Source organism: Vogesella sp. LIG4 (genome assembly GCF_900090205.1).
In the GTDB taxonomy this organism is placed as follows: domain Bacteria; phylum Pseudomonadota; class Gammaproteobacteria; order Burkholderiales; family Chromobacteriaceae; genus Vogesella.
The window spans coordinates 2,712,051-2,731,889 of sequence record NZ_LT607802.1 but is presented as its reverse complement, the minus strand read 5'-3'; the positions used below and the strand labels follow the sequence as shown (position 1 = coordinate 2,731,889).

Sequence of the window (19,839 nt, the reverse complement as noted above, 5' to 3'; positions counted from 1 at the left end):
CAGGGGCGCTGAATTCATGTCTACTAGGAGAAGACAATGCCAAATCACACTGGCGAACCGCCACGCGGCGGTATCGAAGTACGTTCCATCGATTACGTACCGGAACACGAGCGCCATGGCCGCGTGCGCGACCAGGGGCCGTTCTGGTTCCTCGGCAATTTCCAGTTTTTCACCATCGCCATCGGCTTCATCGGCCCCAGCATGGGCCTGTCGCTGGGCTACACCGCGCTGGCCGGCGCCATCGGCATCCTGTTCGGCACGCTGTTCATGGCCTTTCACGCCTCGCAGGGTGCCGAGCTTGGCCTGCCGCAGATGATCCAGTCGCGGGCGCAGTTCGGCTACCGCGGCGTGTCGCTGGTGCTGATCGGCACGCTGTTCACCTTTGTCGGCTTCAACGTGGTGGACGTGGTGCTGATGGCCAGCGGCCTGAACGGCATCTTCGGCTGGAACGCCACCGTGGTGACCGTCATCACCTCGCTGATCGGCATGCTGCTGGCGATCTACGGCCATGACTGGCTGCACCGCGTGTTCCGCTGGGTGTTCTACCTCAGCCTGCCGCTGTACCTGGTGCTGAGCTACGCCATCCTCACCGGCGGTGCCGGCGGCAAGGTGCCGAGCGCGGGCGGCTTCAGCCTGGTGGCGTTTGCCGCGCAGATCGCCGCCAGCGCCAGCTACAACATCACCTACGCGCCGTATGTGTCCGACTACTCGCGCTACCTGCCGCGCAATACCCCGGCGCGCTCCATCATCGCCTCGGTGTTCCTGGGTGCGGCCTCGTCGGCGATCTGGCTGATCGCCATGGGCGCCTGGCTGGCTACCCGCCTGGGCGCCAGCGACGGCCTGGTGGCGCTGTACCAGTCCGGCAATGCGGTGTTCCACGGCTTTGGCGCGCTGATCGCGCTGTCGTCCATCACCGCCATGGTGGCCACCATGGGGTTGAACGCCTACAGCGGCATGCTCACCGTGGTCACCGCCATGGATTCGCTGAAGACCGTGCGGCCAACCCGTGCGCTGCGCGTGGTGGTGATCGTGCTGCTCACCGCGCTGTGGACGGCGATTTCGCTGGCCACCAGCGTCAACGCCATCGAGATGCTGTTCGCCGCGCTGACCATCATGCTGTACCTGCTGGTGCCCTGGACCGCCGTCAACCTGGTGGACTACTTCTATGTACGCCGTGGCCGCTATGCCATTACCCACCTGTTCACCCCGCATGGCATCTACGGCATCTGGGGCAAGCAGGGCCTGGCCGCCTACCTGCTGGGCTTTGCCGCCACCGTGCCGTTCTTCGTGCTGCCGGGGGTGTATACCGGCCCCATCGCCACCCGGTTGGGCGGCGTGGACATCGGCTGGCTGGTGGGCCTGCTGGTAGCCGGCGTGGCCTACTACCTGCTGAGCCGCAGCCTGGACCTGCCGGCGGAGCAACCGGCCATCGAGGCCAGCGAGCAGGCACTGGCCAGCCTGCGCTTCGACCCGCACCACGCCCATGACAAGGGTGTGGCCTACGAACCGGCAGCCTAAAAGGAGCGAGGCCCGGCCTGCTCAGCCAGGTCGGGCCCGAATCATATGAGCACACTGAAACTGCGCCTGCTGCAGGCCAGCTGCCGCGATGGCGACCCTGCGGCCAACCTGGAAAAGGCACTGGCCGCCATTCACGCCGCCAGCGGCCAGGCTGATCTGCTGGTGCTGCCGGAAACCTTCGTCCCCGGCTTTCCCACTGCCGGCAATATCGCCGAGCTGGCCGAGCCGCTGGACGGCCCGGTGGTAAGCGCACTGCGCGCCGCCGCGCAGGCTGCCCGGGTGGCTGTCGCCATCGGCGTGGCCGAGCGCCGCGACGACGGCTACTACAACTGCGGGCTGCTGATCGATGCCGATGGCAGCATCGTGCTCGACTACCGCAAATCGCACCTCTACCTGTCGGACCAGGGCGTGTTCCAGCGCGGCCGGCAGTTTCCGGTGGTGACTTGGCGCGGCATCCGCATCGGCCTGCTGATCTGCTTCGACATCGAGTTCCCGGAAACCGCGCGCCAGCTGGCGCACCAGGGCGCGGAGCTGATCGTGGTGCTGGACGGCAATATGCAGCCCTACGGCCGGGTGCACCGCATGGCGGTGCCGATGCGCGCGATGGAGAACCAGCTATTCGTGGCCATGTGCAACCGCGTGGGGCCGGGCGACGACTACACCTTCTGCGGCGAAAGCCAGGTGGCCGACCCGTACGGCAATACCCTGCTGCTGGCTAGCGGCGAGGATGAACAGATGCTGGACATCAGCCTGGACCTGACCCAGGTGGCCGCCGCACGCCGTGATTACGACTACCTGGCACTGGCGCTGGGGTGAGAGTATTCGCTTAGGCAATCGCTCCCAAGCGTACAGGTGTTAGAACGGTATCGACTTGCCCTGAACCCGTCGGCGCGAGCCGGGCGAAATTGTATTAATTTGCCCCAGGTTTTAAGACGCCGATCTGTCTGAGTCCCGAGCCGTTAGCGAGGGGCGAGTTCGGCGGCGCCTGGGGCGTGCCTTTTTGCACGGGGTTTCGAGCAGCCCCGGGGCGCCTTTTCTTTGGGTACTTTCTTTTGGCGAAGCAAAAGAAAGTACCCCGTCCGCCGGGCGGAACCGGCACCAGAATCATCATCCGCGTAGCGGATTCACACAGTCTGGCGCAGAACAAGTGTGCAGTAGCGATTGCTGCAACTGCGCAGCATCACACCCGATACACCGCCACTTCCTGCTGCATCGCCTGTGACAGCTGGTGCAGCCGGCTGGCCAGATCGGTAACCAGCGCCGCCGCTGCCGAGTTTTCCTCCGCCATCTGCGCCACGCTTTCCACCTGCAGCGCAATACTGTTGGCCGCAGAGCCCTGCTCGCGGATGGCGTGGCTGATTTCACCCACCAGGTGCCGGCTCTGGCCGGCTACTTCGGCAATCGACTGGATGGCGCCGCGCGCCTTGCCGGCCTCGCTCACCCCGCTTTCCACATTGCTCACCACGCCCTGCATGCGTTCGGCAGCGCTGCTGGACACATTCTGGATGGCGCCGATGATGGCGGCGATTTCCTGAGTGGATTGCGCGGTGCGTTCCGCCAGCTTGCGTACCTCGTCTGCCACCACCGCAAAGCCGCGGCCCATTTCGCCGGCGCGTGCCGCCTCGATGGCGGCATTCAGCGCCAGCAGATTGGTCTGGTCGGCCACGTCCTTGATCACGTTCACCACCACCGCGATCTCGCGGGTGCGCTCACCCAGCTGCCCGACTTCTTCCGCGGCATGCTCCACCGCGCCGGCAATGCTTTCGATGGACTCGCTGGTACCGGCAATCACCTCCTCGCCGCTCTGGGCGCGGCTGCCGGTGTCCTGCGCCAGGTTGTTGGCCTCATGGGTGCGGTCGGCCACGTGGTTGATGCTGACGGTGATCTGCTCCAGCGCGGCGGCCATGGTGGAAGCCGATTCGCTCTGCGCATTGGAACCGGCAGCCACCTGGCGGGCGGAGCTGGCCAGCTCGGTGGCGGACTGGGTGACTTCGCGCGAGGCGGCCACCACGGTGCTCAGGCTGCCCTGCAGCTTGTCGGTAAGTGCATTGAAGGCATGCAGCATGTCGGCAATTTCATCCTTGCCGCTTACCTGGCAGCGGGAGGTGAAATCCAGCGACTCGGTAAGCTGCTGGATGCCGCGCTGGCCGCGCTGCACGCTGCCGATGATCTGGCGGTAGCTCAGGTAACCCAGCACCAGGAGCAGCACGATGGCCACCGCCGTGATGGCCGTGGACATCAGCTCGGCGCTGCTGCTGACGCTTCTGGCGTCGGCCAGCGCACGGTCGGCCTGCTGCTGGTTGAAGCGGATGTGCTCATCGACCACTTTCTGCGTGGCCTTGAAGTGATCACGCGCCGCCCGCGCCTGCTGCATGGCTTCTTCGGTCTGGCCGGCGCGCGAGGCAGCCAGCACGCCGTCGTACTTGCGGTTCAGTTCGTCCACGCCGGCCTTCAGCTGGCCAAGGTAGACCTTTTCCTCGCTGCTCAGCGCCATGGTTTCGTACTGGCCGATGTCCTTGTGCAGCGAGGCCAGGTTGTCCTTGTAGTCCGCCTCGATTTCGGTCTTTTTCGCCAGATCGGCAGCCATTACATGCGCCAGTACCGAATTGCGCGTCTCCACCAGCTCCTTGCCGGCGTCGCCCAGAATGCGCACGCTGGGCAGTACATCGTTGCCGATGCTGTCTATCTGCCCGTTCAGGCGCTGCATCTGCAGAAAGGAATTGGCAGTCAGCGTCAGGGTGCCGATAACTGCTACCGATAACATCAGGGCAAGCCGCTGCGAAATCCTCATCATGCTCTCCAACTGTTCAGTTGAAGTTTATTTACAATTCAGACGGCATATATGCAAGTGAAATTTTCGCAGGCCCTTATGCACACAGCTAATGAGCATGCCTTTCGTTAGCAGGCGGTAAATACTGCGCCGCCCAGTAATAACGCCCTTACCGCGACGACACGCTGCCGGCAGCCTTGCCGGTCTGCAGCAGGAACACCCCGCCCAGGATGCAGAGCACCGCCAGCAGGTGGGCCGTCTGCAGGGTTTCGTGTGCCACCATGCTGCCGATCGCCAGCGCCACCAGCGGCGGGATATAGGTCACGCCGGCGGCGCGCAGCGCGCCCAGCTGCTGCACGATGCAGTAATACAGCACATAGGCAAGGCCAGTGCCCAGCAGGCCCAGGCCCAGCACCAGCCCGGCCAGCGCGCGGCCATCCTGCAGGATGCCACCCATGCCGTGCAGATCGGTCACCGCCAGCAGCATCAGCAGCGCCAGCCCGGTCTGCCAGGTGGACAGCGCCAGCGGCGAATAGCCCTTGCCGGCCAGGAAGCGCCGCGCATACACAAAGGAGCTGCCCACGCTCAGCGAACCCAGCACCATGTACAGCACGCCATGCAGATCGATGCTGCCGGCCGCCCATGGCCGGGCGATCAGCAGTACGCCGACAAAACCCAGCAGCAGGCCGCCCACCGTGCGGCGGTTCAGCGGCTCCTCGCGCAGGAACAGCCAGGCGGTAACAAAGGAAAACAGCGGAATGGCGCCGCTGAGCATGCCGGCGATGCCGGACGGCAGCCGCGCGGTGCCGGCGGCAAAGGCGTAGTAGTAGACGGCGGTGGCCAGCAGCGCCATGGCGATGAAGTGCGGCAGCTGGCGCAGCTGCGACCAGCTGAGCACGCCGCGGGCCAGTGCCAGCAGCAGAATGGGCACAAAGCCGAACAGCACGCGCAGCAGCACGATCTGCGCCGGGCTCAGCCACACCGCCGCCCATTTCATGTACAGGAAATTGCTGCCCCAGATCAGGCCCAGGAGCAGGAAGGCCGCATAGGCAAGGTGTTTCATGTCGAATCCGCCAGCACGAGTGATGATGCCCCGATTGTTGCCGGCGGCACGCTGGCCGACAAACGATTATAGTTGCGCCATGCAATAGAAAATCTGCGGTATATGACAAGCTACCCACCGATGAAAGCCTTGCTGGCTTTCGATGCCGCCATGCGGCACATGAGTTTTGCTCTGGCAGCCAATGAGCTGGCGGTAACGGCGGGCGCCGTCAGCCAGCAGGTGCAGAAGCTGGAAGACTGGCTGGGCGCAGCGCTGTTCGTGCGCGAAACCCGGCAGATCCGCCCCACGCCGGAAGCGCAGGAATACTGGCAGGCGATCCAGCCGTCGCTGGCGCGCATCCAGCAGGCCAGCCACGCGCTGCGCAAGCGGCGCAGCAGCGAAGCCTGGCTGTCGCTGCCGCCCACGCTGGCGGCCAAGTGGTTCGCGCCGCGCATGGCGGATTTCCTCAGCCGCTACCCGGAGATTGCGCTGCACCTGGTGGCTTCCACCACGCTGGTGGATTTCGAGCGCGATGCCATCGACCTGGCCGTGCGCCACTTCGACGGCAAGGACCCGCAGCTGGCGGCCAGCCTGCTGCTGCCGGACGAGGCGCGGCTGTTCTGCGCGCCGGACTATGCGGCCAAGCTTGGCCTGGCGGCGCCGGCCGACCTGGCGCGCGCCACGCTGCTGCACTCTACCCTGCACCCGCACTGGCCGGCCTGGCTGGGCCGCTTTGCCGGGCTGGACGCAACGCAGGTGGCCGCCCTGCCCGGCCTGCATTTCAACCAGACCTCGCTTGCCATAGAAGCCGCCCGCCACAGCCGTGGCGTGGTGCTGTGCAGCCGGCTGCTGGTGGCGGAGGAATTGCGGCAGGGTCTGCTGATCGAACCGTTCGACTGCGTGCTGCCGGTAGCGCAGGCCTACTACCTGGTGCACCCACGCGGTGCCAGCCTGCGCCCCGCGGCACAGGCGCTGCACGACTGGCTGCTGGCCGCGGCGGCCAGCTGATCGGATCACAAAGGTTGGCCGCAAGCCCCGCTACGACTCCAGCGCGCTGACCGCCCGGTTGCGGCCGCGCGACTTGGCCAGGTACAGCGCCCGGTCGGCCTGGGCGATCAGTGCCTTGCCGTCCTCGATAACGCCCATATCGCTGCAGGCATAGCCAACGCTGACCGTCACGCAGCCATAGCTGCTGCCAGCGTGGGGAATCTGCAGCGCGCGCACCTCATCCACAATGCGCTGCGCCACCTTGGCGGCGCCGCGCGCATTGGTATCCGGCAGCACCAGCACGAACTCCTCGCCACCAAAGCGCGCCGACACATCGGCCGGCCGCTTGGGCGCACCGGCAATGACATGCGCCACCTGCCGCAGCACATCGTCGCCGCGCTGATGGCCATAGCTGTCGTTGAAGCCCTTGAACCAGTCGATATCCACGAACAGCGCTGCTACCGGGTGGTGCAGGCGTTTGGCCCGCAGCCACTCGCGCTCGAACAGCGCATCGAACTTGCGACGGTTGTTCAGCGCGGTAAGCCCGTCCACCTCGGCCAGCAGCAGCAGCTCGCGCTCCGCCTTCAACCGTGACTGGAACTCGCGGGTGAGCAGCCACGCCGCCGCCAGCAGGCTCACTGCCAGCAGGGAAATCAGCAGCACCACCATCCTGGCCTGGCGCCACCACTGGGCATACACCTCGTCCAGGCCCTGCGCCACGCTGATTACCAGCGGCAGGGTCTTGAAGGTGCGCACCACGTACAGCCGGGTGCGGCCATCCAGCGCACTGGTGCCCACAAAAAAGCGCTCGTGCTGTTGCCGCGCGCGCAGGAAGTTGGTGCTGTTGGCCAGGTTGGCGCCGATCCAGTCATCGCGGTACGGCAGGCGCATGATCACCGTGCCGCTGCCCGACATCAGGTTGATGGTGCCATCGCCGCCCAGGTTCAGGCCGCTGAACAGGGCACGGAAATACTCCAGGTCGATGGCGCCCACCACCACGCCGGCCAGCGAACCGTCGGCATGCTGCACACGCCGGCTCAGCGCGATGCTCTGCATGCCGTTGCGCAAGCGGGAACGATACGGCGGGCTGATATACAGGCCGGCATCGGCATTGTGCAGGTGGGCAGTGAACCAGGGGCGATCGACAAAATTGCCGTGGCGCGGCGTTTCGGCGGCGGAGTCGAACACGATATTGCCGTGATCATCGACAAAGAGCAGCGAGCCCAGGTACTTGCCCGCCGTTGCCGAACGGTCGAACAGCACCATCTGCCGCATACCCGGCGAGAGTGCCAGCACCTCTTTGTTGACTACCCCGTCCACCACCGCCTGGATGGACAGGTCGAATAATTGCAGGGTGCGGGTGATTTCCCGTTCCGAAATCAATGCCAGGTTTTCGGCATTGTCGGCAGCATGCAGCACCATTTCCTGACGCTGCCGCAGCAGCACATTGCCCACCAGCCCCAGCATGACGCCAACCAGCAGCACGGCAAACGCAAGGATCAACGCCGGGTGCCGCTGCAGCAGCTTGCCGGACGCGGGCGATTTTTCTGGGTCATCACCGGCCATCAATTTGTCGTGCTCTCAATATCCACTTATCAATAATTTCCGGCCATTTGTTGATATTGGCATGGGGCATCGCTTTACCGGTTTGCGGCCAACCCTGCGCCGGATTATTGGGCAAAGTGAAAGCGCTTGAAGATTTTTTCCAGCTCGCCGCTGGATTCGAGCTGCGCCAGCCCGTCGTTGAAATCGCTGTTCAACTTGACGGCGCCCGTCATGCCACGAAAAAAGCCGACATGCAGCGGCATCACCGCCACCGGGGGATTCTGCCAGTGGATGCGGGCCGCCATATTGCCCGGCAGCTGCGGCAACAGCTGGTGGGCCAGCGCCTTGTCGATCAGCACCAGGTCCAGCCGGCCTACCGCCAGCTTGCGCAGATTGCTCAGGTCGTCGTTGGCCTGCTCGGTGTCCAGCCTGGCCGCATCGAACGCATCCGGGTTCTTGTAGCCGCGCACCGTGCCCACCAGATAAGGCTTGAGGCTGGCCAGCGACTGCACATTCAGCGGCTTGTCCTTGCGCTGGTAAAAGCCGATCACGGTATTGGCCACCGGCTGGCTGAACAACAGATAGCCGGCGCGCTCCGGCGAATACCACACCGCCATCACGCCATCGAAATGGCCACCCTCCACTTCGGACATCAGCCGCGCCCACGGGCGGTAATGCAGCTGGAGGGTATAGCCATGTTTGGCCAGTGCGGCGCGGGTAATGGCGCCAACCACGCCGTCGCCCGGCAGTGATGGCGAAAAATAGGGGGGATAATCCGTGGAGGCAAGATTGATTACCGTGGCCGACCAGGCCGGCACGCTGGCAACCATCAACAAGACACTACAAAGCAGTAAACGCATACATCAGCAGAATGCTGCGCGATATTGCCCGCAGCAATCATGTCCCCGTCAATTATTATGCTATTGGCGTTATCGGCACCGCCGAAAACCCCGAACTTCCTGCGGTTTATAATCCAAAATCGCTGTGAATACGAGCGGTGCGCTTGTTTGGCCGCCGCCCTGCCCTGCACCGCCGCGGCCACGCGCGGCGCTGATCAATTGCCGGGGCTGCGCTAGAATCGCCGCTGTTTTCCTACCCGACAGCCCGCCATGTCCAGAAAGTCCCGTATCCGCGCCGGCAGCGGCGTCACCCTGCACGACGTCGGCCAGGCCGCCGGCGTCAGCGCCATTACCGTGTCGCGCGTGCTGCACACGCCGGACAAGGTATCGGAAGCGCTGCGGGAAAAGGTGCTGGCCGCGGTGGAGCAACTGGGCTACGTGCCCAACCGTGCCGCGCGCCACCTGGCGTCGGCGCGCTCGCATACCGTGCTGGTGCTGATTCCCTCGCTGAGCAACACCGTGTTCATCGACACCCTGACCGGCATCGAGGAAGTGCTGCAGCCGGCCGGCTACCAGCTGCTGATCGGCAACACCCACTACGACGCCGACCAGGAGCTGCAACTGCTGCGCGCCTACCTGGAGCACAGCCCGGACGGCCTGCTGCTCACCGGGCTGGCGCAGAGCGAAGCCTTCCGCAACCTGGTGGCGCGCCACCAGCTGCCGGCAGTGCACATGATGGACCTGGCCAGCGACGGCCGCGATTGCGTGGGTTTTTCGCAGGAAGACGCCGGCCGGGCAATGACCGCCCACCTGCTGGCACGCGGCTACCGACGCATCGCCTTCCTCGGCGCGCAGCTGGACGAGCGGGTACAGAAGCGCCTGGCCGGCTACCGCGCGGCACTGAGCGCCGCCGGCTGCCAGCCGGCGCACGAGCTGCTGGACCCGCGGCCGTCCAGCATGCAGATGGGCGCCGACATGCTGGATGCACTGTTGGCCGCACAGCCGGATTGCGATGCAGTGTTCTGCTGCAACGACGACCTGGCCATCGGCCTGCTGGCGCGCTGCCAGCAGCGCGGCATCGCGGTACCCGCCCGACTGGCGGTGGCCGGCTTCAACGACCTGGCGCCTTCCGCCTGGACCACCCCGCCATTGACCACAATTGCCACACCCCGCCATGACATTGGCCGCATTGCAGCGCAACAACTGCTGGCCAGGCTGCAGGGAAAATCCGGTGAAACAGCCTGTATCGACCTGGGTTTTGCGCTGCAACATAGGCAGAGCAGCTGATTTGGCGTGCTGAAATTTCTGCCCTGCCAGCCGTTGCCATTGCAAAATTGTTAGCGCTAACATCGCAGCCATTGGAGTGCCCGGCTGAGTGGGCGGTTTTTTTTATCTCATAATGTTAGCGCTAACATGACTGCAAACAATATCGTGATCATGGGTGTGGCCGGCTGCGGCAAGAGCCACATCGGCCAGGCCCTGGCCGCCGAGCTGGGCATCGTCTTCATCGAAGGCGACAGCTTCCACCCGCCGGAAAACATCGCGCTGATGAGCGCCGGCACACCGCTGGACGACAAGCACCGCCAGGGCTGGCTGGAAACCCTGGCGGCAAGGTTGGCCGCAAGCCGTGCCGATGGCAGCGGCAGCGTGCTGGCCTGCTCGGCGCTGAAACGCCGCTACCGCGACATACTGCGCGCCGCCGACCCGGACATCCTGTTCGTGCATCTGGCCGGCAGCGTGGAGCAGATTGCGCCGCGCATGCAGCAACGCAGCGCCCACTTCATGCCCAGCAGCCTGCTGGCCAGCCAGTTCGCCGACCTGGAGCCGCCGAGTGCCGACGAAAACGCGCTCACCGTCAACGTGGAAGACACGCCGCAAACCATTACCCGCAGCATCCTGGACCGCCTCTCCCAGCGGCCCGGCCAATAAGCAACATCACACACAAACCAGAGAACATCAGAGGAGACACATCCATGACTGCAAGCACACCACGCGGCGGGCGCCGCTGGCAGATCGGCACCCTGCTGGGCGTCGGCATCCTGGTGAACTACTTCGACCGCATCAGCCTGTCGGTGGCGGCACCGCAGCTGCAAAGCGAATTCCATCTCGACAACAGCGACCTGGGCCTGCTGTTCAGCGCCTTCTTCTGGACTTACGCGCTGCTGCAGATTCCCACCGGGGTGATCCTGGACCGCTTCGGCGTGAGCAAAGTGGGACGCTGGGGGGCATTCCTGTGGGGCGTGGCGGCATCGCTTACCGCGCTGGCCGGCGGCTTTGGCGGCATCTTCGCCGCCCGCGCGCTGCTGGGTGTGGCCGAGGCGCCGGGCTTCCCGGCCAGCTCCAAGGCCACCGGCTACTGGTTCCCGCGCCGCGAGCGCGCCATGGCCACCGCCATCTTCGATGCCGCCGCCAAGTTTTCCAACGTGATCGGCGTGCCGCTGGTGGCGCTGGCGGTGGTGCACCTGGGCTGGCGCTGGGGCTTCGGCCTGACCGCGGTGCTGAGCCTGTGCTACTTCGTGGCGTTCTGGGCGATCTACCGTGACCCGAGCAAGGACAGCAAGCTGTCGGCCGAGGAATACCGCCACATCGTGGCCGGCGGCGCCACGCCGGAAGGCGGCGCCCAGGGCGGCTCGCTGCAGATGCTGGGCTACCTGCTGCGCCAGCGCAAAGTGTGGGGGCTGTCCATCGGCTTTGCCGCCTATGGCTATGTGTTCTACCTGTTCCTGACCTGGCTGCCGGGCTACCTGGTGCAGACCATGCACATGAGCATCCTGAAGTCCGCCTGGTTCTCCGCCATTCCGTGGATCTTCGCCACCCTGTCCGACCTGCTGGTGGGCGGCTGGCTGATCGACCACCTGATCGCCCGCGGCCACGACGAAACCCGCGTGCGCAAGGGCGTGCTGCTGGGCGGCATGCTGCTGGGGCTGGCGGTATTCGGCACCACCACCACGCAGGACCCGTACATTGCCATCGTGTGGATCACCATCGCGCTGAGCGGCCTGGCCGCCGCCGCGCCGGTGGGCTGGTCGCTACCGTCGCTGATCGCGCCGCAAGGCGGCACCGGCACCGTGGGCGGCATCATGAACTTCGCCAACAACATGATGGGTGCCATCGCCCCCATCGTCACCGGCATCATCGTCGGCAGCACCCACTCGTTCAGCAATGCCTTCCTGGTGGCAGGCGTAATGCTGCTGATCGGCATGGCCGCCTTCGTGTTCCTGCTCGGCCGCATCGAGCCGATTCCGGCGCCGACCGACAGCAGCAGCCTGAACGGGCAGACTGCAGGCGGCCGCGCAGCCTGAACACCCCGCAAGCCGCAATGCCGCCCACGCTGACCGCCGGGCGGCATTTTTCTGCCCGCCGGCGCTTGCGGCCAACCTTTGCGACGTTGCGTCAGTACTTCAGCCAGCCCTGCCAGGTTTTGTCCTGCTGCAGCAGGCCGATCTGTGCGTTGACGTAGCCGATCAGGCGCCGGTTGTCCTTGTCGGCAAAGCAGTAGCGCGTCACCTGGCCACGGTTGCTGCGGGAGAAATAGGCCCAGGTCCGCAGATCCGGAACCTGTTGCAGCAGGTATGGCAGCGACGAGGCCTGGATGAAGGTGAGATCGATGCGCTGCCGGCGCAGCTTGAACACATTCTGCAGCTGGCTGTCGGCATCCTCCCGTTGCAGCTGGCCATCAGCGAAGAGCCGGTCCACATCCGCATAGCGGTGCCCGGCAATCCCCCCCAGCCGCAAGGCGGTATAGTGACCGAGATCGCCATATTCCAGTGAGAGCTCCTGGCGCGAGATCACCAGGTCCACATCCTGCATCAGCGGTTGCGACCAGGCGTAGCGGCGCATGCCGACATCGTCGAACCATACCGGATTGGCCCACAGCACCAGCCCCTGCCAGCCCGGCTGCGCTATCAGCGCCGACAGGCGTTTTCTGGGCAGCGACACCGCCTGGAACACATACGCGCCGGCCGCATGTGCCGTCAGCCAGTCGGCCAGCCGCAGCGACAGGCTGTTGCTGCCTTCGGCGGCAAACGGCGGCTCCGAATATTCGCTGTAAACCGGCACGCGGATCGCCGCGCGCAACGGTTCCGCACCGCTGGTGGCAGCAGCCAGCAGCACGGCAACGGCGAGCCCGGCACGCGGGAATTTCACGAGCGAATCAGCCATGGCAAACCAGATCAGTGGGGCCGGCACAGCATGCCGCCACCGGCGCCCGGCGGCAATACGCCATCCGCAGTAACTGTCCGCGGGAACAGGCATGCGCTCAGGCCGCCACCTGGTTGCGACCGCGCATTTTGGCCTGGTACAGCAGGGCATCGGCGCGCTTCAGCCACGGCTCCATGCCCTCGCCTGCCTGCCAGAGCGCCACGCCCAGGCTGGCGGTGATCTGCAGGCGGCGGCCATCCTGCAGCCGCAGCGAGGTGGCAATGGCATCGCGCAGCCGCTCGGCCACCTGCTGCGCCGCGTCGTGGCCGGTATCCGGCAGCACGATCACGAATTCCTCGCCGCCAAAGCGCACCACCCAGTCGATGTCGCTGCGCAACTGGCTCAGCAGGCGCGAAGCCGCCGCCGTCAGCACCTCGTCGCCCACCAGGTGGCCGTATTCGTCGTTGATCTGCTTGAAGTGGTCGATATCGCAGAACACCAGTGCCAGCGGCTGGCCGCTGCGCTGGGCGCGGGTCATTTCCTGCGGCAGGCGCTCGGCCAGGAAGGCTCGGTTGTAGCAGCCGGTAAGCGCATCGTGGGTGAGCAGCGCACGGATTTCGCCCAGCGCGGTTTCCAGCTGCTGGGTGCGCTCCTCCACCTGCTGGTCCAGCGAGTCGATGTGCTCGGTCAGCGCGTTCTGCAGGGTGACGAAGCCGCCGGCCACCAGGTCGATCTCGTCATGCACTTCGCGCCTGCCACGCTGCAGCCGCAGCGGGTCGGTAAGGCTCTGCGGCGTGAGGCGGCCGGCAAAGGCGGCGATTTCGCGCATCGGGCGCTCCAGGTCGCGGCGCAGCACATAGGCCACCAGGCCGCAGATCAGCACGGTAAGCAGCAGGTAGCCCAGCAGCATGCCGATCAGCGAGCTGGCCACCTGCTGGTAGATATAGGCCTCGCGCTGCACGATCAGCAGCTCGCCCAGCGGCTTGCTGCTGCCGTTGGGCATGGGGATGACAAAGCGCGTCACGCGGTTGTTGTACAGCGTGCTGGAGTCGCCGGCCTCGAACATCTGCCCGGTCACCACGTTGATGCGGGCAAAAGCCACGCCGGGGCGCGCGACGATCACCGACAGCTGGCGGCGCACCGCCTCCGGCTCGATGTCCCACAGCGATACCGACAGCAGCGGGATGTTGCTGCTGGCCAGGTACTGGATATTGCCCAGCAGCTGCTGCTGCACCGAGCGGTACAGCCAGATGCCCTGCACCGCGCTGAACAGCAGCGCACAGCCCACCGCCAGCAGTGCGATGCGGCGGATCAGGGCATGGGCGAGCGGGCGGAAATTACGCGACAAGTGGCATCCTTATTTCAACAGCTGCTTGAAGCTGAAATCGTAGTGCTTCAGCCGCGGGTTCAGCGCCTTGCTGTATCGGCGAAAATCCACGTGCGAGAAATCCAGGTTGCCGTAATCGCGCATGAAGCGTTCGGCGCTGGTGGCATCGAACAGCGTGAACATGCTGCGGTCCTGCTCCAGCCCATCCGGGGCGAAATCAATGCCGCGGTCGTAGTCGTACAGCATCACCAGCGACCAGGCGCCGGCAATGAAATGGCCGCCGGACAGCGCCGTCAGGCTGCCATCGCGCAGCGCCTGCATCGCCTCGGCCGAGGTATTGATGCCGCTGAATAGGGCGTCCTTGCCCGGCGTGCCGCCCTGCTTGCGCCAGGTATCCATGGCGCCGAAGGCCATCAGGTCGTTGCCGGCCCACACCAGCCGCGCCTGCGGGTAGCGCTTGTACAGCCACTCGCTCTGCTCGGCGCTGCGCTCGCGGGTCCAGGCGGCATAGACTTCCTGCACCAGCTCCACATCGCCGGCCTCGGCCACCGCGCGGCGCATGCCGGCATCGCGCAGCATGGAGGTGGGCGTGGAGCGGTCGCCGCCGATGGCGATCAGCTGCAGCTTGCCAGCCACGCGCGGCAGCCCGGCCTTGCGGCCTTTCTGGATCAGCGCCCTGGCCGACTGGTAGCCGGCATCTTCGGCGTGCGGCTCCAGCGAACCCAGCCACAGGTGGAACTGGGTGCGCGGCGCGCCCATCGGCTCCGGCCCCTTGTCGTCACCGCGGCCGCTGAAGGCCAGGAAGGTGCGGATGCCGGCGCCATCCAGCAGCTTGAGGATTTCCGGCGCGGTGCCGTAGTCGTTGGACAGGATCACGTAATCCGGGCGCCTGGCCTTGGGCCGGGCGGCGATTTCACGGGCAAACTCCACCGCATGCGGGTGGATGCGCTCGGCGTACAGCACTTCCAGCTGCACCCCCAGGTCGTCCGCCGCCGCCTGCATGGCGCGCGAGGCGGTCAGCCAGTAGATCTCGTCGTGTTTACCGGGGTTGATGAAGGTGACCGACATGGCTTGCGCCAGGCCGCACAGCAGCAGCGCGCACACCAGCAGCACAAATTTGCGCATGACTTCTCTCTCGATTTTTAAATTATTCTTTATTATCGGCAGCAATAATCGGCCGTAATTCCGTTTAAAGCCGCCTTCACCGCCTCTAATTTTAAATAAAATCACAAAGAAACCATAGCGTTAACTGCAGGCTGCGCCAGCATGCGGCCAACGGCTTTTCAAGCGTGGAGCGCTAAAGTTGTGCCAGCCGCTGGCGCAGCGCCGCCGCTTCCTGCTGCAATAGCTCGACAAAACGTGCGGCCAAGGGGGTGGACGGGCGGAACTGCGGCAGCAGCACGCTGACGGCAAACGGCACCGATACCGCGAAGCGCCGTAGCTGCAGCCCCTGCCCGGCCATGGCCAGCGCGGTGAGCGGGTTGACGATGGCCACGCCCAGCCCCTGCTGCACCAGCGCGCATACCGACACCGCGCTGTGTGTCTCCCACACCAGCTGCCGCGCCACGCCGGCGGCGGCGAACACCGCGTCCAGCTGCAGGCGGTAGGCATCCTGCGGCGACAGGCTCACGAACGGTTGGCCGGCAAAATCCTGCGGCGTCAGCACCGGCCGGGCCAGCAGCGGGTGGCCGTCCGGCAGCACGCATACCTCGTCGGCACTGAGCAGCGGCGTGAGCGTGGTGCCCGGCGGCGCTTCCACCGATTCGGTCAGGCCGATGTCGAAACGCTGCGCCGACAGCCACTCCTCCAGCAGCGGCGACTCCTGCGGCGTAATCGCCACCCGCGCCATGCCGGCCACCTCGTGCAGGCGGCGGCACACCGCCGGCAACAGCGCGTGGGCGAAGGCCGGCAGGCAGGCCACCGCCAGCTGGCCGCCGTCCGGCCGTGCCAGGTTGGCCGCCGCCTCCACAATGCGCTCCAGGCCGATGTAGGAACGCTGCACCTCCTCGTATAGCGCCAGCGCCGGCGCAGTGGGCAACAGCCGACCCTTGATGCGGTCGAACAGCACGAAGCCCAGCAGCTGCTCCAGCCGCGCCAGCTCGCGGCTGACAGTGGGCTGCGAGGTGTGCAGCAGCGCCGCGGCGGCGGTAACGCTGCCGCTGGTCATCACCGCGCGGAAGATCTCGACGTGCCGATGGCCGATGCTCATGGCTACCCCCATATCAAAAATGAATCGATGGTAGAAATATTAGCATTTTACTGAATTAACACCTGCGCGCATGATGGCAGGCAACAAATAGCGCCAAGGACAAACACCATGCAGACCCCAGACACCGCCCGCCTCACCGCACTGGCCCAGCACTACGGCACCCCGCTGTGGACCTACGACGCCGCGGTGATCCGCGAGCGCATCGCCGCGCTGCGCCAGTTCGACACCATCCGCTTTGCGCAGAAAGCATGCAGCAATGTGCACATCCTGCTGCTGATGCGCGAACAGGGCGTGAAAGTGGATGCGGTATCGCGCGGCGAAATCCTGCGCGCGCTGGCCGCCGGCTACGACGCCGCCGGCGAGCCGTCCGGCATCGTGTTCACCGCCGACCTGATCGACCGCCCCACCCTGGCGCTGGTGGTGGAACACGGCATTCCGGTGAACGCCGGCTCCATCGACATGCTGCACCAGCTGGGCGAAGCCTCGCCCGGCCACCGCGTATGGCTGCGCATCAACCCCGGCTTCGGCCACGGCCACAGCAACAAGACCAACACCGGCGGCGAGCACAGCAAGCACGGCATCTGGCACACCGACCTGCCGGCGGCACTGGCGGTGATCCGCCAGCACGGCCTGCAGCTGGTGGGCCTGCACATGCACATCGGCTCCGGCGTGGATTACAGCCACCTGCAGGAAGTGTGCGGCGCCATGGTGGACCTGGTGCGGCTGGTGAAGCAGGCCGGCCAGGACCTGCACGCCATCTCCGCCGGCGGCGGGCTGTCGATTCCCTACCGCGACGGCGATGCCACGGTGGACACCGGCCACTACTTCGGGCTGTGGGATACCGCGCGCCAGGAAGCGGCGGCGCTGATCGGCCACCCGCTGGCGCTGGAGATCGAACCGGGCCGCTACCTGGTGGCCGAATCCGGCAACCTGCTGGCCGAGGTGCGCGCCACCAAGAACGTTGGCCGCAACCATTTCGTGCTGGTGGATGCCGGCTTCAACGAACTGATGCGCCCGTCGATGTACGGCAGCTACCACCACATCAGCGTGGTGCCGCACGACGGCGTGCAGCAGGCGGAACAGGATTGCGTGGTAGCCGGCCCGCTGTGTGAATCCGGCGACGTATTCACCCAGGGCGATGGCGGCGTGGTACTGCCGCGCCCGCTGCCGGCGGCGCGGGTGGGCGACCTGCTGATCTTCCATGACACCGGCGCCTACGGCTCGTCGATGTCCAGCAACTACAACACCCGCCCGCTGATCGCCGAGGTGCTGGTGGACGGCGATACCGACCGCCTGATCCGCCGCCGCCAGACGGTGGAAGAACTGCTGGCGCTGGAGCTGCAGTAAAAGCCCCGGCCCCTGTACCGAAAGCCACGCTCTGCGTGGTTTTTTTATTGCCTGCAAGGTTGGCCGCAAGCCAGCTGCCGCTGGTGGGCAGGCGGTGCTTTGCCAGCCCGCATGTGGCACCGCGTAGGGCGGGTTGAACCAGCGGTTCATACCCGCGCAAGCTGCCAACATCGCGCGGGTATGGCCTGCGGCCAACCCGCCCTACAGCGAGCCACAGCCAAACAATCCGCCTGACGGCACAAGAGCCAGCACCAAACCGGCGCGCCCCAAGCCCGTTGGCGGGAACCGGCAACTTCAAACAACAGCCGCGCAACGGATGCAATACCAGATGCGGTAGGCGCTGGGCTTCGCTACGCAGGCTCCCCAAGCTGCGAACTGGTGACAACGCTGCGCTTTGCCCACCCTGCGTGCCAGCATTTGCCACAGATCAAACCACGCCGCCCCCAGCCCTTGAGTAGCCAGCCCTGCGGCACTATATCCATGGCAAGCGGCTCTAAGTCGCTACAACCCACTGATGCGCAAGGAGAAGCCATGAATATCCTGCCCTCCCGCAGCGGCCTGTTCGACGAACTGTTCCGCGATTTCACCACCCCCGGCTTTTTCATCAAACCGCTGCACGGCGATACCCTGCCGTCGCAGATCAAGCTGGACGTCAACGAATCCGACAGCAGCTACACCGTGCTGGCCGAGGTGCCTGGCGTGGCCAAGGAAGATATCCAGGTGGAGATCGACGGCCCGCAGGTCACCATCAAGGCGGAAGTGAAACAGTTCGACAGCCAGAAGGACGAGCGCAATCTGCGCAGCGAGCGCTACTACGGCATGGTGTCGCGCAGCTTCCAGCTGCCGGCCGATATCGACCGCGAACTGGCCAGCGCCAAATACGAAAACGGGGTACTGACGCTCACCCTGCCCAAGCGCCGCGGCGGCGCCGGCGGTACCCGGCTGCCGGTGGAGTGAGCCTCCCGCCACGGCCAGCCTGCTGACAAGGTAACTGATTCACACCAAGCCGTGCCGCACCAGCAAGCCAAGCAAGCTGGCCGCCTTCCGGCTTATCCGCCAAGGCCCTTTCGCGATGCGAAAGGGCCTTGCCATCAGCCCGCTACCGGCAGCAGATACGGGCGAATCACCTCGTCCAGCCAGTTCATGAACAGCTGCACCCGTCGCGGCTGGTGGCGGCGGTTGGCATACAGCAGGTTTACCGGCATCGGCGCGGCCTGCCACTGCGGCAAGACTTCGCGCAGCTGGTCTGCGGCCAACGCTGCCGCCACCGCCACGCGCGGCAGCTGGATGATGCCCATGCCGGCCAGGCAGGCCCCCAGGTAGGCGTCGACGCTGTTCACCACCAGCCGGCCGGCCACCGCCGCAAAGCAGCGCTGCCCCGCCGCATCCAGGTATTCGAAGCCATCCGGCTTGCCACCCAGCTGCGGCACGTAATGCACCATGCTGTGGCTGGCCAGATCGTCCAGCGTCTGCGGCGTGCCGTGCGCCGCCAGGTAGGCGGGGCTGGCGCAGTTGGCCAGCGCAAAGCGCCCCAGCGGCCGGCAGATCAGGCTGGCATCGCGCACCTCGCCCACCCGCACCACGCAGTCGAAGCCTTCACGCACCAGGTCCACGCGGCGGTCGGTGCTGGACAACTCCAGCTGCAACCCGGGATGGGCGGCAAGAAAGGCCGGCAGCCGTGGCAGCACCATATTGCGGGCGATGCCGCTGGACATATCCACCCGCAGCCGGCCGCTGACCGCCGCCTGCTGTTGCTGGAACATGGCGCCCAGCTCGTCGAAATCCGCCAGCAGGTCGCTGCTGCGCTCCAGGAACAGCTGCCCGTCCTGGGTAAGCTGCACCCGCCGTGTGGTCCGGTGCAGCAACCGGGTGCCGAGCCGGCTTTCCAGCTGCTGCACCGCATCCGACACCGTGGCGCGCGGCAGGCCCAGGCTTTCGCTGGCGCGAATGAAGCTGCCCAGCTCCGCTACCCGCTGGAATACGCGCATTGCGTCCAATTGCTCCATGGCTCGCCTCATTATCCGGTTTATACGGATAGTCTAACCAGAACTGGCCGGTTTATCGCGTCAACTGCCGGCAATAGACTGCACAGCATGACGGCAACCGCCGTTCCCT

Annotated in this window: 17 protein-coding genes; 8 read left to right on the top strand and 9 right to left on the bottom strand. The window is 65.7% G+C overall.

Annotated features, from left to right (window positions below):
• The first annotated feature begins 36 nt into the window (after positions 1-36).
• Positions 37-1,518 (top strand): cytosine permease, encoded by a 1,482-nt coding sequence (locus PSELUDRAFT_RS12855; protein WP_088967216.1) that lies wholly within the window; start codon positions 37-39, stop codon positions 1,516-1,518.
• A 45-nt stretch (positions 1,519-1,563) separates the two neighbouring features.
• Complete coding sequence (locus PSELUDRAFT_RS12850) at positions 1,564-2,334, top strand: carbon-nitrogen hydrolase family protein (protein ID WP_088967215.1); 771 nt, start codon at positions 1,564-1,566, stop codon at positions 2,332-2,334.
• Between the two features lie 364 nt (positions 2,335-2,698).
• On the opposite strand, the gene PSELUDRAFT_RS12845 is transcribed toward PSELUDRAFT_RS12850, so the two are convergent.
• Both PSELUDRAFT_RS12845 and PSELUDRAFT_RS12840 read right to left on the bottom strand, forming a co-directional pair.
• On the bottom strand, positions 2,699-4,309 hold the full coding sequence (locus PSELUDRAFT_RS12845; RefSeq protein WP_255374053.1) for a methyl-accepting chemotaxis protein: 1,611 nt from the start codon (positions 4,307-4,309) through the stop codon (positions 2,699-2,701).
• Between the two features lie 148 nt (positions 4,310-4,457).
• Entirely contained in the window at positions 4,458-5,351 is an 894-nt protein-coding gene (locus PSELUDRAFT_RS12840) for a DMT family transporter (RefSeq protein ID WP_088967213.1), read from the bottom strand.
• Positions 5,352-5,453: 102 nt separating this feature from the next.
• Between PSELUDRAFT_RS12840 and PSELUDRAFT_RS12835 the strand changes: the two genes are divergently transcribed.
• Positions 5,454-6,338, top strand: coding sequence for a LysR substrate-binding domain-containing protein (locus PSELUDRAFT_RS12835; RefSeq protein WP_088967212.1), 885 nt, complete (start codon positions 5,454-5,456; stop codon positions 6,336-6,338).
• A gap of 30 nt (positions 6,339-6,368) precedes the next feature.
• On the opposite strand, the gene PSELUDRAFT_RS12830 is transcribed toward PSELUDRAFT_RS12835, so the two are convergent.
• Together PSELUDRAFT_RS12830 and PSELUDRAFT_RS12825 are read right to left on the bottom strand one after the other, a co-directional pair.
• The gene (locus PSELUDRAFT_RS12830) at positions 6,369-7,883 is read right to left on the bottom strand and encodes a diguanylate cyclase (RefSeq protein ID WP_088967211.1); all 1,515 of its coding nucleotides are present in this window, start codon (positions 7,881-7,883) and stop codon (positions 6,369-6,371) included.
• Between the two features lie 104 nt (positions 7,884-7,987).
• The gene (locus PSELUDRAFT_RS12825; protein ID WP_157725121.1) at positions 7,988-8,692 is read right to left on the bottom strand and encodes an ABC transporter substrate-binding protein; all 705 of its coding nucleotides are present in this window, start codon (positions 8,690-8,692) and stop codon (positions 7,988-7,990) included.
• Positions 8,693-8,971: 279 nt separating this feature from the next.
• Between PSELUDRAFT_RS12825 and PSELUDRAFT_RS12820 the strand changes: the two genes are divergently transcribed.
• The 3 genes from PSELUDRAFT_RS12820 to PSELUDRAFT_RS12810 all read left to right on the top strand — a co-directional run bounded on the left by PSELUDRAFT_RS12820 (position 8,972) and on the right by PSELUDRAFT_RS12810 (position 12,003).
• Entirely contained in the window at positions 8,972-9,988 is a 1,017-nt protein-coding gene (locus tag PSELUDRAFT_RS12820; protein ID WP_088967209.1) for a LacI family DNA-binding transcriptional regulator, read from the top strand.
• 126 nt (positions 9,989-10,114) lie between these two features.
• Positions 10,115-10,630 (top strand): gluconokinase, encoded by a 516-nt coding sequence (locus tag PSELUDRAFT_RS12815; RefSeq protein WP_088967208.1) that lies wholly within the window; start codon positions 10,115-10,117, stop codon positions 10,628-10,630.
• Positions 10,631-10,674: 44 nt separating this feature from the next.
• The gene (locus PSELUDRAFT_RS12810; RefSeq protein ID WP_088967207.1) at positions 10,675-12,003 is read left to right on the top strand and encodes an MFS transporter; all 1,329 of its coding nucleotides are present in this window, start codon (positions 10,675-10,677) and stop codon (positions 12,001-12,003) included.
• 91 nt (positions 12,004-12,094) lie between these two features.
• Here the strand turns inward: PSELUDRAFT_RS12810 and PSELUDRAFT_RS12805 are convergent, their stop codons facing one another.
• The 4 genes from PSELUDRAFT_RS12805 to PSELUDRAFT_RS12790 form a co-directional block, all read right to left on the bottom strand.
• Positions 12,095-12,862 carry a hypothetical protein gene (locus PSELUDRAFT_RS12805; protein WP_157725120.1) on the bottom strand — a complete coding sequence of 256 codons (768 nt, stop codon included), beginning with the start codon at positions 12,860-12,862 and terminating at the stop codon, positions 12,095-12,097.
• Positions 12,863-12,959: 97 nt separating this feature from the next.
• Positions 12,960-14,189 (bottom strand): diguanylate cyclase, encoded by a 1,230-nt coding sequence (locus PSELUDRAFT_RS12800; RefSeq protein WP_088967205.1) that lies wholly within the window; start codon positions 14,187-14,189, stop codon positions 12,960-12,962.
• A 9-nt stretch (positions 14,190-14,198) separates the two neighbouring features.
• Positions 14,199-15,293, bottom strand: a complete 1,095-nt coding sequence (locus PSELUDRAFT_RS12795; RefSeq protein ID WP_088967204.1) for an ABC transporter substrate-binding protein — start codon at positions 15,291-15,293, stop codon at positions 14,199-14,201.
• A 172-nt stretch (positions 15,294-15,465) separates the two neighbouring features.
• The gene (locus PSELUDRAFT_RS12790) at positions 15,466-16,377 is read right to left on the bottom strand and encodes a LysR family transcriptional regulator (protein ID WP_088967203.1); all 912 of its coding nucleotides are present in this window, start codon (positions 16,375-16,377) and stop codon (positions 15,466-15,468) included.
• A 108-nt stretch (positions 16,378-16,485) separates the two neighbouring features.
• Between PSELUDRAFT_RS12790 and lysA the strand changes: the two genes are divergently transcribed.
• The gene (lysA, locus tag PSELUDRAFT_RS12785) at positions 16,486-17,724 is read left to right on the top strand and encodes a diaminopimelate decarboxylase (protein ID WP_088967202.1); all 1,239 of its coding nucleotides are present in this window, start codon (positions 16,486-16,488) and stop codon (positions 17,722-17,724) included.
• Between the two features lie 531 nt (positions 17,725-18,255).
• Complete coding sequence (locus PSELUDRAFT_RS12780) at positions 18,256-18,681, top strand: Hsp20/alpha crystallin family protein (protein ID WP_088967201.1); 426 nt, start codon at positions 18,256-18,258, stop codon at positions 18,679-18,681.
• A 134-nt stretch (positions 18,682-18,815) separates the two neighbouring features.
• Here the strand turns inward: PSELUDRAFT_RS12780 and PSELUDRAFT_RS12775 are convergent, their stop codons facing one another.
• Positions 18,816-19,730, bottom strand: a complete 915-nt coding sequence (locus tag PSELUDRAFT_RS12775; RefSeq protein WP_088967200.1) for a LysR family transcriptional regulator — start codon at positions 19,728-19,730, stop codon at positions 18,816-18,818.
• Between the last annotated feature and the right edge of the window lie 109 nt (positions 19,731-19,839).

Coding starts and splice junctions, on each gene's coding strand:
- PSELUDRAFT_RS12855 (WP_088967216.1), top strand. CDS start 37: ATGCCAAATCACACTGGCGAACCGCCACGCGGCGGTATCGAAGTACGT.
- PSELUDRAFT_RS12850 (WP_088967215.1), top strand. CDS start 1,564: ATGAGCACACTGAAACTGCGCCTGCTGCAGGCCAGCTGCCGCGATGGC.
- PSELUDRAFT_RS12845 (WP_255374053.1), bottom strand. CDS start 4,309: ATGAGGATTTCGCAGCGGCTTGCCCTGATGTTATCGGTAGCAGTTATC.
- PSELUDRAFT_RS12840 (WP_088967213.1), bottom strand. CDS start 5,351: ATGAAACACCTTGCCTATGCGGCCTTCCTGCTCCTGGGCCTGATCTGG.
- PSELUDRAFT_RS12835 (WP_088967212.1), top strand. CDS start 5,454: ATGACAAGCTACCCACCGATGAAAGCCTTGCTGGCTTTCGATGCCGCC.
- PSELUDRAFT_RS12830 (WP_088967211.1), bottom strand. CDS start 7,883: ATGGCCGGTGATGACCCAGAAAAATCGCCCGCGTCCGGCAAGCTGCTG.
- PSELUDRAFT_RS12825 (WP_157725121.1), bottom strand. CDS start 8,692: ATGGTTGCCAGCGTGCCGGCCTGGTCGGCCACGGTAATCAATCTTGCC.
- PSELUDRAFT_RS12820 (WP_088967209.1), top strand. CDS start 8,972: ATGTCCAGAAAGTCCCGTATCCGCGCCGGCAGCGGCGTCACCCTGCAC.
- PSELUDRAFT_RS12815 (WP_088967208.1), top strand. CDS start 10,115: ATGACTGCAAACAATATCGTGATCATGGGTGTGGCCGGCTGCGGCAAG.
- PSELUDRAFT_RS12810 (WP_088967207.1), top strand. CDS start 10,675: ATGACTGCAAGCACACCACGCGGCGGGCGCCGCTGGCAGATCGGCACC.
- PSELUDRAFT_RS12805 (WP_157725120.1), bottom strand. CDS start 12,862: ATGGCTGATTCGCTCGTGAAATTCCCGCGTGCCGGGCTCGCCGTTGCC.
- PSELUDRAFT_RS12795 (WP_088967204.1), bottom strand. CDS start 15,293: ATGCGCAAATTTGTGCTGCTGGTGTGCGCGCTGCTGCTGTGCGGCCTG.
- PSELUDRAFT_RS12790 (WP_088967203.1), bottom strand. CDS start 16,377: ATGAGCATCGGCCATCGGCACGTCGAGATCTTCCGCGCGGTGATGACC.
- lysA (WP_088967202.1), top strand. CDS start 16,486: ATGCAGACCCCAGACACCGCCCGCCTCACCGCACTGGCCCAGCACTAC.
- PSELUDRAFT_RS12780 (WP_088967201.1), top strand. CDS start 18,256: ATGAATATCCTGCCCTCCCGCAGCGGCCTGTTCGACGAACTGTTCCGC.
- PSELUDRAFT_RS12775 (WP_088967200.1), bottom strand. CDS start 19,730: ATGGAGCAATTGGACGCAATGCGCGTATTCCAGCGGGTAGCGGAGCTG.